We start from the raw sequence: 15,394 nt of genomic DNA on the forward strand, positions 1-15,394 counted from the left end.
AGGCAGCAACTATCACCAGGTTACTGGTCGATCTCCTTGGTAATGATGGCGCCGGTGGTGGCGTCGATGTCGTATTCGTACGTCGTGGTGTTGACGTCGAACTCGATTTCCCAGCTGGGGACGTCGTCCTTATCGGAGTCGAAGTCTGTGCGGTCCCAGTTGGTCACCTGGTCGCGGGTAACACCGGCGTCGTCGAGGGCCGTCTGCTCCGCGTCCTGCTGGGAGATGGCCGGGGTGGCGGCGGTGGCGTTACCGGAGTCCTTGGCGGTCGACGCCGGGGCGCTACTAGCCGGGGCCTCGGTGACGGTAACGGTGGCGGGGGCGGTCGAGTTGGTGGCCGGGGCCGGGGTGTCGGAGCCGCAGGCGACGAGGGCGACGGTCGCGGCGGCCAGGGTGCCGACGAGGGCGATGCGCTTCATGGCGATCCTTTCATCGTTGTTGATCTTTCACCTCCCACTCAATCAGAAAGGTTGTGGACACTTCAAGTTCCCGAGCCGGCATGAGATGCGTAGTTAAGGTGATGACCTGCGTCGATGAGGCTTATCTGAGGGTGAGATGAAGGAAGTGTCATCCCCAGGCGGCTGGTGTGGGGGTAGTGGAGGTGGGGTCGCGGTACCCGCTGGGGCATATCGGTTGCGGGTTATACCTTCCTGCTTTAAAGTGTGACGGGTCAACAAAGCAAGATTGTGAATGAAGGGGACACCATGACCATTGGCATCATCGTCGGTAGCATCCGTAAGGGCCGCCTCGGCAGCGCGGTCGGGCAGTGGCTCGTCGAGCAGACCGCCGGCCGCGAGGCTGACTACAAGCTCATCGAGTTGGCCGACTACAACCTGCCGTTCGGCGATTCCGAAACCCTGCCGCTCATGGCGAACAAGCAGTACGACGACGCCAACGTCCAGAAGTTCTCCGACGTCATCGACGCGTGCGACGGCTTCATCTTCGTCACCCCCGAGTACAACCACTCCGTTCCCGGCCCCTTCAAGAACGCCTTCGACCTGCTGGCCACCGAATGGCAGCACAAGCCCGTCGCTTTCGTCGGCTACGGCGGAAACGAAGGCGTGCGCGCGGTGGAGGCCTGGCGTCTCGTCGTCGCCATCTACGAGATGGTTCAGCTCGGCGCCCAGCTTGGCTTCTCTATCTACACCGACTTCACCGAGGGCGCGCTCACCCCGAACGAGCGCAAGGTCGCGTCGGCCGATGCGCTGCTGACCCAGCTTGAGGGGCTCGTCGCCGCGCACTAGTCAAGCGCTATTCGGTCGTTTTAGCGGGCGTGGACGGTGTTTTGGGCCGCCGCTACGCCGCCGCTGACGATGAGTGTCACCGCCTCGGACGCGAGCTGAATGTTCGGCATTGCGCCCGAGGCGTCCGGCATCATGGGGGAGAGCACCCAATCGGGCACCGAGGTGCCCGCAGGTGGCCGGCCGACGCCGATCCGCACTCGGATATAGTCCCGGGTGCCGAGGTGTTCGGTAATGGACTTCAGTCCGTTGTGCCCGTTTTCGTTGCCCGCCAGCTTGATGCGGACAACTCCGGCGGGCAGATCGAGTTCGTCGTGGACAACGATGAGCTGTTCTGGGGGGAGTGCGTGTTGGCGTAGCAGGGCCGCGGCGGCCTCACCGGAGGAGTTCATATACGTGGTGGACCGGGCGGCCAGGCACGGCTGACCATCGAGGGCGATGCTCGTTGCGAGGGCCGGGACTCCCGGGACGGCGGACAGGGAAGCGTGCCGAGGGGCGAGGAGCTCGTCGACGCACAGGTAGCCGACGTTGTGCCGGGTCGGCGCGTATTTCTTGCCCGGATTGCCCAAACCAAGCACGACCCAGTGCGGGGCAGGCGGCTGCGACACCTCGGGGGTGGTGTGCTCACGGCTAAAGGGACGCAGGAGTGTAGTCATTAGGGTGCTCAGGGCGCTCACGGTTGCTCATTGTGACACACGGCGAATTTGGGGTTAAACCGATGACAGGGCGGCTGTGGGGGACTAGGCTTGAAGTGATCACGTTGTAGGACGTCATATGTCTGAAGGGAACGCTCATGGAAGTTGTCATTTGTCCTGCTCGCCCCGAGCATGAAGAGGTGGGGCGCGTCGCCGCCGATGTCTACGCCCCCTACGTTGCCCGCGGCGGAGTCATCGGCCTGGCCACCGGCTCCACGCCGTTGCCGATGTACCGCGAACTGCGCCGTCGCGTCGAGGCCGGCGAGCTCTCCTTCGCTAACTGCACCGCCTTCCTCCTCGATGAATACGTTGGTCTGCCCCGCGATCATGAGCAGAGCTACTACCAAACCATCCGCCGCGAGCTGACGAACCACATCGATATCGACGATGCCCGGGTGTTCTCGCCGGATGGCACCGCCGACAACCCCGATGAGGCCGGCGTTGCCTACGACAAGGCCATCGCTGAGCACGGCGGCATCGACATCCAGCTGCTCGGCGTCGGCACGAACGGCCACGTGGGCTTCAACGAGCCGGGCTCCTCCTTGGGCTCCGGCACCCGGATGAAGACTCTGCACCCGCAGACCGTCATCGACAATGCCCGTTTCTTCGAAGACGACCCCAACAAGGTGCCGCACCACGTCCTCACCCAGGGCCTGGGCACCATCTCTCGGGCTGGTCACCTGCTTCTGCTGGCCACCGGTGCCGGTAAGGCTGACGCGGTGGCGGCCCTCGTCGAGGGCCCGATCAGCGCGTCCTGCCCGGCGTCGATCCTGCAGTACCACCCGCACGCCACCGTCGTCGTTGACGAGGCTGCGGCGTCGAAGCTGACGCGGCGCGAGTACTACGAATTCGCCTACGAGAACAAGCCGGAGTGGCAGCAGTACTAGGCCGCCAGCCGCGCCGCTAACCAGCGGCGAAGCACCTGGTAGTAGTGCCCCGGGGCGTCGAGCCGCACGCTATGACGCGCCCCGGGGATTACTGCTGTCTCGATGAGGGGATACTCTTCGCGAATCTCTTGTGCCCGGCGTGGACCGATGAGAATATCGTCCCCATCTCCGGTGATGAGCAGCGTGGGGCACGAAAGGGCGCCGACGACGCGTCGCCAGTCTTCTACCCCCACGATCCCGGTCGCGACGAACTCGCGCTGACAGCTGAGCTTGGCCTTAAGCCAACCGTCGGCATCGGCCGGTGAGCAATGCGGGTAGTCGGCGAGCAGTCCCGCACGGGCGGCGGCCGGCGCCGCCGCAATCTCTGCTAGCCGACGGGCGGAGTGCTCGCCGTCAGCCCGGTACCGGGCGGCTTGTTCGGTGGTGAGCCAGGCGGGGTCTTCTACCACGAGGGCGCTGACCAGGTCCGGCCGACGGGCGGCCACCACCGTGGACACCGCTGCGCCCATGGAATGGGCGATGAGAATCACCGGGGCCTGCGGCGCCACCTTGGCCTGAAGGTAGTCCGCCATCTCTTCGATGGGATCGTCAAGATGGTGAATCCGGGGGGAGTCTCCATGGCCGGGAAGATCAATGCCCTGGGTGGGTGCAATGGGGGCGAGTGTATCAATGAGGCTGGTCAGGCACTCGGCGGAGTCGGTGACGCCGTGAGTAACCATCACGGTGGGTGAAGTTTTCATGGGAATTACCCTAGTTCCACCCCCGCCGTACCAACCTGAGGTAGGATGTCTGATGAATGACGGATTGTGTCCCGCCCAGTCACCCGACCTAAGGAGTATCGCCATGACTGAACTGAAGCTTCGCGGAGTTGTCCCGCCCGTCGCCGTCCCGCTCAACGACGACCGCAGCATCGACCACGAGGGCTTCGCCCGCCACATCGACCGCCTCATCAACGCCGGCGTCCACGGTCTCTTCATCCTGGGCTCCTCCGGCGAGGTCGCCTTCTCCACCGTGGCGCGTCGCGAAGAGATCATCAAGACCACCATGGAGACGGTCGCCGGCCGCGTGCCGGTCCTCTGCGGCGTCGTCGACACCCAGACCGACCGGGTCATCGAGCACATCCGCGTCGCGGAGCGCTACGGCGTCGACGGCCTCGTCGCCACCGCCCCCTTCTACGCCCTCGGCGGCGTACCGCAGATTGAGCGTCACTTCCGCGCCCTGCGCGAAGCGACCGACCTGCCGATCTACGCCTACGACATTCCGGTGTGCGTGGGCGTCAAGCTCCCCGTCGACATGCTCGTCCGCCTCGGCCGTGACGGCGTCCTCCAGGGCGTCAAGGACTCCTCCGGCGACGACGTCTCCTTCCGCTTCCTCGTCCTCGAAAACAAGGCTGCCGGCAGCCCCCTGTCCCTGCTGACCGGCCACGAGGTCGTCGTCGACGGCGCCTACCTCGCTGGTGCCGACGGTTCCGTTCCGGGCCTGGCCAACGTCGACGCCGACGGCTACGTCGCCCAGTGGGACGCCTTCGAGGCCGGTGACTGGAAGAAGGTCGCCGAGATCCAGGATCGCCTCGCCCGGCTCATGCACATCGCCCTCGTCCCGCAGGGGATCAGCGGCTTCGGTGCCGGCATTGGTTCCTTCAAGACCGCCTGCCAGCTGCTCGGCTACTTCAAGACCAACCAGATGCCGGAGCCGGTCGAGCGCCTCAGCGGCGACAACGTCGAGCGCGTCGCGGGCGTGCTCCGCGAGGTTGGCCTGCTCGACGCCTAACGTTGACCGCTAGCCAGCTAAACTCTGCAGGCCCCGCGGCCCGCTTCGCTACAACCAGCGCGGCGGGCGCGGGGCCTTTCGCGTTGACACCGAAGGATCTCTACTCCACCACCGTCTTATTGGAGATGCGGCCGAGGCCCTCAATTGCTACTGTGACCACCTCGCCGTCGCGAATATAACGCCGTGGTGAGCGGGCGTGACCCACCCCGCTCGGGGTTCCCGTGACGATGACATCACCCGGGTCCAAGGGATAGAGACGCGAGATGTACTCGATAAGATCGGCGGGCTTAAAAACCAAGTCACCCGTCGACGCGGACTGTACTTCTTCGCCATCCAACCACGTGGTAATTGGCTGACCGAGGTCGAAGGAATCCGACGTGGTTAGCCAGGGCCCAAAGCCGGCGGAGCCTTCTAGGGATTTTCCTTGGTGAAATTGCAGTGTCCGGTATTGCAAGTCCCTGGCTGTGTAATCGTTCATGATGGCGTAGCCGGCGATGTATTCGGAGGCGTCGCTGGCCGACACCCGCCGTGCTCGTTTCCCGATGATTACGGCAAGCTCGCCCTCCCAATCCAGCGCCCCGGCGGCGTATGGCGGCACCACGACGTCGTCAAACGGGCCGGTGAGGGCATCGGCGAACTTGATGAAGATCGTGGGGTAGTCAGGAAGTGCATGTCCCATCTCCAGAATATGGGTAGCGTAATTTAGGCCAACACAAATGACTTTCCGCGGTGCAGGCACGACGGCGGCGAGATCAGTGGGTACGAAGCGGATCAACTCACCGGAGGCAGCGGCGGCTATCGTCGCCCATGCGGGATCCTGAAGCAAATCTCCGACGTTGGAGTAGCCATCAATCACCACTGCTGTGTGCTCCGATTCGATGCGGGCTGCGAAGGTGGATTCACCGGAGCGAAGGGTGGCAAGGCGCATGGAGTATTCCTTCCGGGTTAAGAGAGACGAAGACGGCAACCCTACTGCGAGGCAAGGAAACGTTCGACGGCGTCGGCGGCGTCGGCGCACACGATGGGAAGCTCTGCCGACTCCGCCTTGGAGAACGGCTTGAGCACGAAGGGGGCGGGATCCATGCGTCCCGGCGGGCGGCCAATGCCCATCGCCACCCGGTGATAATCCTTGGTGCCCAGGGACTTCGTGATGGATTTAAGTCCATTGTGGCCGTGGTCGCCGCCGCCGAGGTGCAGGTCAACGACGCCGAAGTCGCGTTCCAGCTCGTCATGCAGTACCACAATGTCGCGCGCCGGCACGCCAAAGTAGTTGGCGAGCGCCTTGGTCGGTCCGCCCGAGAGGTTCATGAATTCCCGCGTGCGGGCGAGGACCACCTTGCGTGGGCCAAGCCGGCCGGCGGGGAGTTCCGCGATCTCGGTGTTGGTCCGCCGATGCACGCTGAGCTGCGCCGGCATAGGCGTAACCCGGCTGAGTAACTCCTCCAGCGCGTCGACGCCGATGTTGTGGCGGGTTCCTTCGTACTTAGGTCCGGGGTTGCCCAGGGCAATCACGAGGATGGGGGAGTCAGTCATGACCGTCATTGTCCCACATGGCGGAGTCCTGGCGCTTAAGGCTCCGGTACGACAAACGCCCCCGTCGTACGACGGAGGCGTTATCGGGTGAAGAGCGAAAGACTAGCTCTCGGCGGACTGGTCAGACTCTTCGGTGGCCTCAACCTCGGAGGGATCGATGCCCTCGGCCTCAGCGTTCTCCTCGCCCTCCTCGGGCACCTCGGCAACCTCTTCCTCGGTGACGTTGATGACGAGGGTCTCGCCCTCGACGATGAGGGTGACGCCGGCCGGCAGCGCCAGTTCGGCGGCGGTGATCTGGGTGCCGGCGGCCAGGCCCTCGATGTTGACGGTGATCTCGTCCGGGATCTTCAGGGCGTCGACCTCGATGAGGACGGTGTCGGCCTCCTGCAGCAGCTGCGCACCCGGGGCAACCTCGCCCTCGGTGACGACCGGGACCTCGACCTCGACCTTTTCGCCGCGCTTGATGCCCAGGAGGTCGATGTGGTCGATCTTGAGGGTCAGGACGTTCTGGTCAACGTGCTTAACCATGGCGAGGTGCTGCTCGCCGTCGACCTCGAGCTCGACGATGGCGTTGACGCCGTCGTTACGGACGATGGCGGTCATTTCGAGCAGGTCAACGTGGAAGTGAACCGGCTCGTCGATGTGGCTGCCGTAGAGGACGCCGGGGAGGCGGCCGGCGCGACGCAGGCGGCGGGAAGCGCCCTTGCCGAACTCGTCGCGGGACTCGGCCTTGATGATCGGGGAATCAGCCATGGGGATCTCCTAGCTAGTAAATCGGGTGTTTGCTAACCGGGCCGGCGGTGCTGGTGCCGAAAATGGCAACAAGCCCGCGACCGGCTCGATCGTCTCCGTCGAGTCATCGCAGGCTTGCTAAGGAAGTCTGTCAATACATCATCGCGTCGATAACGGCCCGCCACGTAGAAGAGGTCCACGCGGGTCAAAGCCCTCGCCGAGACCGCTTCAGGGTATCAGCGAGGGCGATGAGCAGCCAAATCTGACGCCGCCACGTGCCACCGCGTGGCGCCGCGTGGCGCCGCGTGGCGCCACGCGAACAGCTAGGCCTGGCCCTCGAAGAGGGTGGTCACCGAGCCGTTTTCGAAGATCTCGTTGATGGTGCGCGCCAGCAGCGGGGCGATAGACAGCACCGTGAGGTTCTCCCAGCCCTCGGTGGACTGCGGCAAGGTGTCGGTGGTGATGACCTCGATGGCGCCGCACTCGGAGAGGCGCTGGCGGGCCGGGTCGGAGAATACGCCGTGGGTACAGGCGATGACGACGTCCTTGGCGCCGGCATCCTTGAGCACGGACACCGCGCCGGCGATGGTTCCGCCGGTGTCGATCATGTCATCGAGCAGCACGCAGTTCTTGCCTTCGACGTTGCCCACCACGCGGTTGGCCTTAACGACGTTGGCCTCGTCGACGCTGCGGGTCTTGTGGACGAAGGCCATGGGGGCGTCGCCGAGGATGTTGGCCCACTTTTCGGCCACCTTGACGCGGCCGGCGTCGGGCGAGACCACGACGATGTCGTTGATGTCGTACTTGTTCTGGATGTAGTCCGTCAGGATCGGCATGGCGTGCATGTGATCGACGGGGCCGTCGAAGAAGCCCTGGATCTGGTCCGTGTGCAGGTCGACGGAAACGATGCGGTCAGCGCCGGCGGCGGTGAGCAGGTCCGCGATGAGGCGGGCGGAGATGGGCTCGCGGCCGCGGTGCTTCTTGTCCTGACGGGCGTAGGGGTAGAAGGGCATGATGGCGGTGATTCGCTTCGCGGAACCACGCTTGAGCGCGTCGATCATGATGAGCTGCTCCATGATCGCCTTGTTCAACTGCCCGGCGTGCGACTGCAAGACGAAGCAGTCAGCGCCGCGGACGGACTCGTCAAAGCGGACGAAGATCTCGCCGTTGGCGAAGTCACGGGCCGTGGTGGGAACCAGGTCGATGCCCAGTTCTCGGGCGACGGCTTCTCCGAGCTCCGGATGCGCGCGGCCGCTGAACAGCATCATGTTCTTGCGGCTCTCGCTCAGTATTCCGGTCATTAGTCTTATTTGCCTTCCTTCTCGCGTGCGCGCTTGGCGGCCTCAGCGGCCGGGGTGCCAGGACGCTTCTGTTCGACCCATCCTTCGATGATGCGCTGGTGGCCTTCCTTGATCGCCAACGCTCCAGCCGGGATATCGTCGAGAACAACTGTACCGGCACCCGTGTAGGCGCCATCACCGACGGTCACCGGGGCCACGAACATGGTGTCCGAACCGGTTCGGACGTGGTCGCCGATGGCGGTGCGGTGCTTGTTGACCCCGTCGTAATTGACGAAGACGCTCGACGCGCCGATGTTGGATTCCACGCCCACGGTGGCGTCGCCAATGTAGGTCAGGTGCGGCACCTTGGAACCGTCGCCAATCTGGGCGTTCTTCGATTCCACGAAGGCGCCGAGCTTGCCGCGCTCCCCGAGGACGGTGCCGGGGCGGATGTACGTAAACGGCCCGACGGTGGCGTCGGCAAGAATGGTCGAGCCTTCGCCGTGGGTGCGGATAACGCTCGCGCGCTCGCCAATCGTCATATCAGTGAGCGTGGAATCGGGCCCGATTACAGCGCCCGAGCCAACGTTGGTAGACCCCCACAATTGGGTGTTCGGATGGATGGTGACGTCCTCGCCGACGGTGACATCCACGCCAATCCACGTGCTCTCCGGGTCGATGATCGTCGCCCCGCCCAGCATGGCGGCCTCCACCAGCCGGCGGTTGAGCTCGCGCCCGGCCTCGGCCAACTGGACCCGGTTGTTCACGCCGGCCAGCTCACCCGGGTCCGAGGCAACGTGCGCGGCGACGGTGTGTCCGTCGGCGCGGGCGATGCCCAGTACGTCGGTGATGTACAGCTCGCCCTGGGCGTTATCCGTATCCAGCCGGGTCAGCGCGTCGCGCAGCACGGCGGAGTCGAAAGCGAACACCCCGGAGTTGACCTCGGAGATGGCACGCTCGGCGTCGGAGGCGTCCTTATGCTCCACGATGGCCGTGACCTCGCCGGCTTCGTTGCGCACGATGCGCCCGTAGCCGGTGGGATCATCCACGACGAGCGACAGCACGGTCACCGCCGCGCCGGCAAGGGCGTGGGCGTCGACGAGCGCCGCCAGGGTCTCCGGGCGGAGCAGGGGCACGTCACCGTTGGTGACGACGACCGTTCCCTCGTAGTCGCCGAGCGGCGCCAAGCCGCAGGACACGGCGTGGCCGGTGCCGTTTTGCTCCTCCTGCACGGCCACCACAATCGGGCGCCCCAGGTTCTCGGAGACGCGCTCTACTTCCGGAATGACCTGGTCTCGCTGATGGCCAACCACGGCCACGATCTGCTCTGGAGCGATCCCCTCAGCCGCGTGGAGGGCATGGCCAAGCAGGGTGCGACCGCCGATGCTGTGCAACGTTTTCTGCGTAGCGGACTTCATCCGCGTGCCGGCGCCGGCCGCGAGGACGATGACCGCGCACGGGGCGGGCGACGGGTGGGTGCTGGGTGCCACGAAAAGCTCCTTCATCTGCCGTGATGCATAAACGGTAGAGCCAGCATATCGCCGACCGGGGCCACCGGTCCGTTTCAACCCGCCCCGGGACGCCCCCGCCATGCGAGCAGGCGGACGACAGCCTGGGCGTACGCTGGCAGGCAACCGAATACAGAATGTCAGAACAGGAGTAGGGCCGATGAGCAACGTTTCGAGGCGGGTTTTCCTGCGAGGTGCGGTTCTCACGATGGGCGCCGCGATGCTGGGAGCGGGCGCAGCGGCCTGTTCCTCCGTCGATCAGCCCACGCCGCGCGGCTACGACGGCGACCCGCGGCCGCTGCCCATCCCCCCGCTGGACGACGGGCAGTTACGCGACGGCACTCGGCACTTCGATCTCACCACCCAAGCCGGGACGTCCGAGATCCTCCCGGGGGTTACCACCGCCACGTGGGGCTTCAACGGCCCCCTGCTCGGGCCGACGCTGCACCTTCGACGCGGGGAGACGACGCACGTCGACATCCACAATGAGCTCGACGAGATGACCACAATCCACTGGCACGGCATGAAGATCCCGGCCGCGGCCGATGGCGGTCCCCATTCACCCATCGAACCGGGTGACACGTGGGCGCCCGAATGGCGCATCGACCAGCCCGCGGCGACCCTGTGGTACCACCCGCACCCGCACGGCCGCACAGGGTTGCAGTGCTACCAGGGACTGGCCGGCATGGTCATTGTCGACGACGACGTCTCCACCGCGGTGGACGTGCCCCGGCAGTACGGCGTGGACGACATCCCGGTGGTCATCATGGACGCGAAGTTCACCGAGGACGGGCAGCTGGATAAGGAATTCGACCCGGACCTGGGCCTCATGGGCGATACACCGGTGGTCAACGGCATCACCAACGCCGCCTTCGACGCCACGACGCGCCGGGTGCGCCTGCGCATCATCAACGGCGCCAACATGCGCTTTTATAACCTGCGTTTCTCCAACGAGCGCCCCTTTTTCGTCGTGGCCACCGACTCCGGCTTGCTCGCGGAGCCACTGGAGGTCGACGCCGTCGTCATGGGCCCGGGGGAACGCGTGGAAGTAGTCGTAGACCTGGAACCGGACACGGACGTGACGCTGGAATCCACCCCGCTGGCCAGCAACTTCGGTATCCCTGCCGACCTAGAGAATGCGCCCGACTTCGGCTTCGCGCATTCCTTCGAGCTGTTGACTATTCACGGCCCCAGCGCCGACGCGCCCGAGCCTTCGGCCCTGCCAGCGCAGCTGGACCCGTCGGCCGCCGCGGTTCCCGACGTCACCGCAGCTCCCCGCCGGGAATTCCGTCTGGACACCTTCAAGATCAACGACCAGCTCATGGACATGAGACGCGTCGACGTCGTCATTGACCACGACGGTCCCGAGGTGTGGACGGTTACTAACGACAATTCGGACTGGCCGCATAACTTCCACATTCACAACAGCCGCTTCAGGGTTCTTGAGATCACCGGCGACGCCACGGAAGAGGTGGCTACCTACGGCTGGAAGGACACCGTGGCGCTGCCACCGAAGTCCACCGCCACCTTGGCCGTGGAGTTCGGCTACTACCCGGATCCTCACGTTCCTTACATGTTCCACTGCCACATGCTGTGGCATGAGGATAACGGCATGATGGGCCAGTTCGTGGTGGTGGAACCCGGAGACAAGCCGGACCTGCGCATCCCCGAGGGTGCGATTAACCTCCACCCGCCGGGACACCAGGCATAAATGGCCGTTCGCCGTAGCTAAAGCAGGCCTTCAGCCAGGGGAGGTGAGAGCTTCCCTGCAAGGACTCGAACCTTGAATGACGGTACCAAAAACCGTAGTGTTGCCAATTACACCACAGGGAATCGTTCGACTCCGTAGCTTAGCGCACCGGGGGCGCTGGTCCTCAATCGCCACTCACGAAATCGCCACTAGCGGGCGTCGAACCGTCTTTCGCGCTCTCTGTGTTCGAATAAGCCACGCACGGTTTTCGCGGTCGTGTCGGTCCTGGTCGGTAAGGTATGGCCCGTACCCGATGATCGTGTGACGCCCGTGAAGAGTCGTCACGGTTAGGACGCTGCCTTGCCCACTCCCATGCTTGCTGGACTGCTCACAGCTATCGCCGACGAACCCAAAATTAAAGGCTTGCTGGCGAGCGTTGGCGAACCCACCCTGCATCTCACCGCCATCACCCAGGCACGCCCGTGGGCACTCGCGGCGATGGCGAAGAAGGTGCCGGTGCTCGTGGTGACGGCGACAGGTAGGGAAGCCGAAGACCTCGCAGCCGAACTCACGGCCATGCTCGGGGAGAAGGTCGCGTTGTTCCCCTCGTGGGAGACGCTGCCGCACGAGCGGCTGTCTCCGGGCGCGGACATCGTCGGACGGCGAGCTCAGGTGCTCAACCACCTGGCGGACTACCGCGTTGTCGTCACCCCGGCGCGCGCCTGGTGCCAACCGGTCCTCGCCCAGGCCGACGGGCGCACCCCCATTTCTTTACAGGTGGGCGAGGAGTTCGACCTATCGGCGCTGGCTGCCGACCTTATCCACCGCGCGTACTCGCACGTCGACATGGTGGCCAAACGCGGCGAGTTCGCCGTCCGCGGCGGCATCTTGGATATTTTCCCTACCACGTCGGATTACCCGGTGCGCGTGGAGTTCTGGGGCGATGAGATTACGGACATCCGGCAGTTCTCCGTGGCGGACCAGCGGGCCATCCCGGAGACGGACGTTTCTATGGTGGAGGTTTACCCGGCGCGCGAGCTCCTTATCGATGAGTCCGTCGCGGCCCGGGCTGCCGCGCTCATGGTCAAACACCCCGGCAACCCCGCCCTGGTGGAGCTGTTGTCGAAGCTCTCGGAGCAGGTCTACGCCGACGGTATGGAAGCGCTCATTCCGGCGTTGACCGACTCGGCGCTCATCACCGTCGATCAACTCATGCCGGCGGGGACGCACACCGTCGTCGTCGACCCGGAGAAGATCCGCCGGCGCATCGAAGACCTCATCTCTACCGATGAGGAATTCCTCGCCGCCGGGTGGGAGGCGGCGGCCATGGGTGCCCATGGTCCGCTCGCCGCCGAGGGGTTGGACCTTGATGCGTCGTCGTACCGCTCCTTCGAATCCCTCGAAGCCGGCCGGAAGGGCCCGTGGTGGACCCTCGCCGCACCGGGCATGATGAACACGGATGAGGCCAGCACCCTGCCGCTCGATTTCCAACCGGGGCCCGCACCTCGCGGCGACCTCAAGGACATCGCGGTCATGATGGCCACCCTCAGAGCACACGTTGCCGACGGCGGCAGGGGTGTGTTCATCGCGCCGACGCAGGCGGCCATCAAGCGCATGGTTGAGCGCTTCCGGGAGAACGGCATTTCCGCGCACGTAGCAACCCCGGGCTGGCAACCCCGCCCTGGGGAAGTGACGCTGTACCAGGCGCTGTCCCACGCCGGGTTGATGTTCCCCGCCATCAAGCTGGTCACCATCACCGAGACGGATCTCACCGGCAACCGCGTCGGTGACATTGCGGGGGCGAAGCGTCGTCCAGCCAAAAGGCGCAACCGGGTGGACCCCCTGGCGTTGAAGACGGGGGACTACGTGGTGCATGAGACCCACGGCATCGGCAAATTCCTCAAGATGGCCGAGCGCACCATCCACACCGGGGATGACACGTCCCGGCGCGAATACATCGTGCTTGAGTACGCCCCCAGCAAGCGGGGCCAGCCTGCAGACCAGCTGTGGGTGCCCATGGAGTCGCTGGACCTCTTGAGTAAGTACACCGGCGGGGAGGCGCCTTCGCTGTCGAAGATGGGCGGCTCCGACTGGAAGAACACCAAGAAGAAGGCCCGGGCCGCCGTCCGCGAGATCGCGGGCGAGCTGGTGCAGCTTTATGCGCAGCGACAGTCCGCGCCGGGCCACCAGTTCGCCCCCGACACCCCGTGGCAGGCGGAGATGGAGGACAACTTCCCCTACGTTGAGACCGAAGACCAGATGACCGCCATCGAGGCCGTCAAGGCGGACATGGAGGCGGCTACCCCGATGGACCGGGTCATCGTCGGTGACGTCGGCTACGGCAAGACCGAGGTGGCGGTTCGTGCGGCGTTCAAGGCGGTTCAGGACGGCACCCAGGTGGCGGTGTTGGCGCCGACGACGTTGCTCGCCCAGCAGCACTTCCGGACGTTTTCGCAGCGAATGGACGGTTTTGGCGTCAATCTCAAGGAGCTTTCTCGGTTCACCACAGCGAAGGAATCCAAGGAGATCCTCGCCGGGTTGGCCGACGGTTCCGTCGACATCGTCATCGGTACGCACCGCCTCCTACAGACCGGTGTGCACTGGAAGAACCTGGGACTGATCATCGTCGATGAGGAACAGCGCTTTGGTGTGGAACATAAGGAGCACATTAAGGCGATGAAGGCCAGCGTCGACGTGCTCACGATGTCAGCCACACCCATCCCTCGAACCCTGGAAATGAGCTTGTCCGGCATCCGGGAAATGACCACCATGCTCACCCCGCCGGAGGACCGCTACCCGGTGCTGACCTACGTCGGCGCCTACGAGGAAAAGCAGGTCGCGGCCGCCATCCGGCGCGAGCTGCTGCGCGACGGGCAGGTCTTCTTTGTTCACAACAAGGTGGCAGACATCGAAAAGCGGGCACGGGAGATCCGCGACCTCGTGCCGGAGGCGCGCGTCGTCGTCGCCCACGGACAGATGGGTGAGGAGCTGTTGGAAAAGACGGTCCAGGGTTTTTGGGACCGGGAGTACGACGTGCTTGTGTGCACCACCATCGTGGAGACCGGCCTCGATATCGCCAACGCCAACACGCTCATCGTCGAAAATGCCCACCACATGGGCCTGAGCCAGCTGCATCAGCTGCGCGGGCGGGTGGGACGCTCCCGCGAGCGCGCCTATGCCTACTTCTTGTATCCGAAGGGTGTGACGCTCACGGAAACCTCCTACGACCGATTGGCGACCATCGCGCAGAATAACGACCTCGGCGCCGGCATGGCCGTGGCCATGAAAGACCTGGAGATGCGCGGCGCGGGCAACGTCCTCGGCGCGCAGCAATCCGGCCACATCGCCGGCGTCGGCTTCGACCTCTACGTCCGCCTGGTGGGCGAGGCCGTCGACGCCTATAAGGCGCTGGCCAAGGGCGAGGTGGTTGATGCTACCGACCAAGGCCCGAAGGAGATCCGCGTCGACCTGCCGGTGGATGCTCACATCCCCGAGGCGTACATCAACGCCGAACGGCTGCGCCTGGAGATTTACCGGAAGATCGCCGAGGCCAAGCAGGAGTCCGATCTCACCGCGGTGAGTGAGGAAATGACGGACCGGTACGGGCCGATCCCCGAGGAGGTGCAGCGCCTGTTGGCTATGGCCAGGCTGCGTTTTTCCGCCCGGGCCGCCGGGGTGGGTGACATCCAGGTGCAGGGAACTCGGCTGAAGCTCCATCCAGTGGTGCTGGCCGATTCCAAGCAGATCCGGCTCAAGCGAATCGTCGCCGGCGCCACGTACCGGGCTGCCGCCCAGGCGATTCAGGTTCCCCTGCCGCGCGCCGGTCGCGGGGCGGGCGCCCCCATGCTCCGCGACCTGGACCTGGTGCAGTGGGTGGCGGATTTCCTGTCCGACCTCTTTGATGTGCCGGAGATCAGCGTCACCGGGCTCGCGCGCCCGCCTAGGGAGTCGGCCGCGTCGAAGGGCGGGGCTAGGCCGTTGGATTCGACGACGCCGCGTCGACGCCGCCGAACCATTACTATCCGGGAGTAAGAGTGCACCTCGGGGCGTCGATCCTC

The 15,394-nt window shown here is 65.1% G+C and carries 13 protein-coding genes; 5 read left to right on the forward strand and 8 right to left on the reverse strand.

Translation table 11 applies throughout. The features are described 5' to 3' along the window. Positions 1-20: 20 nt before the first annotated feature. Complete coding sequence (locus tag CUTER_RS03600) at positions 21-419, reverse strand: PepSY domain-containing protein (protein ID WP_047259265.1); 399 nt, start codon at positions 417-419, stop codon at positions 21-23. A gap of 285 nt (positions 420-704) precedes the next feature. On the opposite strand from CUTER_RS03600, the gene CUTER_RS03605 reads away from it, so the two are divergent. After that, on the forward strand, positions 705-1,244 hold the full coding sequence (locus CUTER_RS03605; RefSeq protein WP_047259266.1) for an NADPH-dependent FMN reductase: 540 nt from the start codon (positions 705-707) through the stop codon (positions 1,242-1,244). A gap of 20 nt (positions 1,245-1,264) precedes the next feature. Here the strand turns inward: CUTER_RS03605 and pth (CUTER_RS03610) are convergent, their stop codons facing one another. Next, entirely contained in the window at positions 1,265-1,897 is a 633-nt protein-coding gene (pth, locus tag CUTER_RS03610; RefSeq protein WP_047259267.1) for an aminoacyl-tRNA hydrolase, read from the reverse strand. Between the two features lie 137 nt (positions 1,898-2,034). Between pth (CUTER_RS03610) and nagB the strand changes: the two genes are divergently transcribed. Beyond that, positions 2,035-2,823 carry a glucosamine-6-phosphate deaminase gene (gene nagB / locus CUTER_RS03615; RefSeq protein WP_047259268.1) on the forward strand — a complete coding sequence of 263 codons (789 nt, stop codon included), beginning with the start codon at positions 2,035-2,037 and terminating at the stop codon, positions 2,821-2,823. On the opposite strand, the gene CUTER_RS03620 is transcribed toward nagB, so the two are convergent. Then, positions 2,820-3,563: an alpha/beta fold hydrolase gene (locus tag CUTER_RS03620; RefSeq protein WP_158408113.1), complete on the reverse strand. Its 744-nt coding sequence runs from the start codon at positions 3,561-3,563 to the stop codon at positions 2,820-2,822. The genes nagB and CUTER_RS03620 overlap by 4 nt on opposite strands. Positions 3,564-3,666: 103 nt before the next feature. Here CUTER_RS03620 and CUTER_RS03625 point away from each other — a divergent pair, with 103 nt between their 5' ends. Further along, positions 3,667-4,593 carry a dihydrodipicolinate synthase family protein gene (locus CUTER_RS03625; RefSeq protein WP_047259270.1) on the forward strand — a complete coding sequence of 309 codons (927 nt, stop codon included), beginning with the start codon at positions 3,667-3,669 and terminating at the stop codon, positions 4,591-4,593. A 100-nt stretch (positions 4,594-4,693) separates the two neighbouring features. On the opposite strand, the gene CUTER_RS03630 is transcribed toward CUTER_RS03625, so the two are convergent. From CUTER_RS03630 to glmU, 5 genes are all read right to left on the reverse strand, one after another. Further along, a complete protein-coding gene (locus tag CUTER_RS03630) occupies positions 4,694-5,521 on the reverse strand; it encodes a fumarylacetoacetate hydrolase family protein (protein ID WP_047259271.1) in 828 nt (275 codons plus the stop codon). Between the two features lie 41 nt (positions 5,522-5,562). Beyond that, positions 5,563-6,126, reverse strand: a complete 564-nt coding sequence (pth, locus tag CUTER_RS03635) for an aminoacyl-tRNA hydrolase (RefSeq protein ID WP_047260579.1) — start codon at positions 6,124-6,126, stop codon at positions 5,563-5,565. Between the two features lie 102 nt (positions 6,127-6,228). Next, positions 6,229-6,879 (reverse strand): 50S ribosomal protein L25/general stress protein Ctc, encoded by a 651-nt coding sequence (locus tag CUTER_RS03640; RefSeq protein ID WP_047259272.1) that lies wholly within the window; start codon positions 6,877-6,879, stop codon positions 6,229-6,231. Between the two features lie 302 nt (positions 6,880-7,181). Beyond that, on the reverse strand, positions 7,182-8,159 hold the full coding sequence (locus CUTER_RS03645; RefSeq protein ID WP_047259273.1) for a ribose-phosphate diphosphokinase: 978 nt from the start codon (positions 8,157-8,159) through the stop codon (positions 7,182-7,184). A gap of 5 nt (positions 8,160-8,164) precedes the next feature. Further along, positions 8,165-9,628, reverse strand: a complete 1,464-nt coding sequence (glmU, locus tag CUTER_RS03650; protein ID WP_269079420.1) for a bifunctional UDP-N-acetylglucosamine diphosphorylase/glucosamine-1-phosphate N-acetyltransferase GlmU — start codon at positions 9,626-9,628, stop codon at positions 8,165-8,167. Between the two features lie 178 nt (positions 9,629-9,806). Between glmU and CUTER_RS03655 the strand changes: the two genes are divergently transcribed. Both CUTER_RS03655 and mfd read left to right on the forward strand, forming a co-directional pair. Then, positions 9,807-11,357: a multicopper oxidase family protein gene (locus tag CUTER_RS03655; RefSeq protein ID WP_047259275.1), complete on the forward strand. Its 1,551-nt coding sequence runs from the start codon at positions 9,807-9,809 to the stop codon at positions 11,355-11,357. 351 nt (positions 11,358-11,708) lie between these two features. After that, positions 11,709-15,368, forward strand: a complete 3,660-nt coding sequence (mfd, locus tag CUTER_RS03665; RefSeq protein ID WP_082121252.1) for a transcription-repair coupling factor — start codon at positions 11,709-11,711, stop codon at positions 15,366-15,368. The last annotated feature ends 26 nt before the right edge of the window (positions 15,369-15,394 follow it).

The organism is Corynebacterium uterequi, from assembly GCF_001021065.1.
GTDB lineage: Bacteria > Actinomycetota > Actinomycetes > Mycobacteriales > Mycobacteriaceae > Corynebacterium > Corynebacterium uterequi.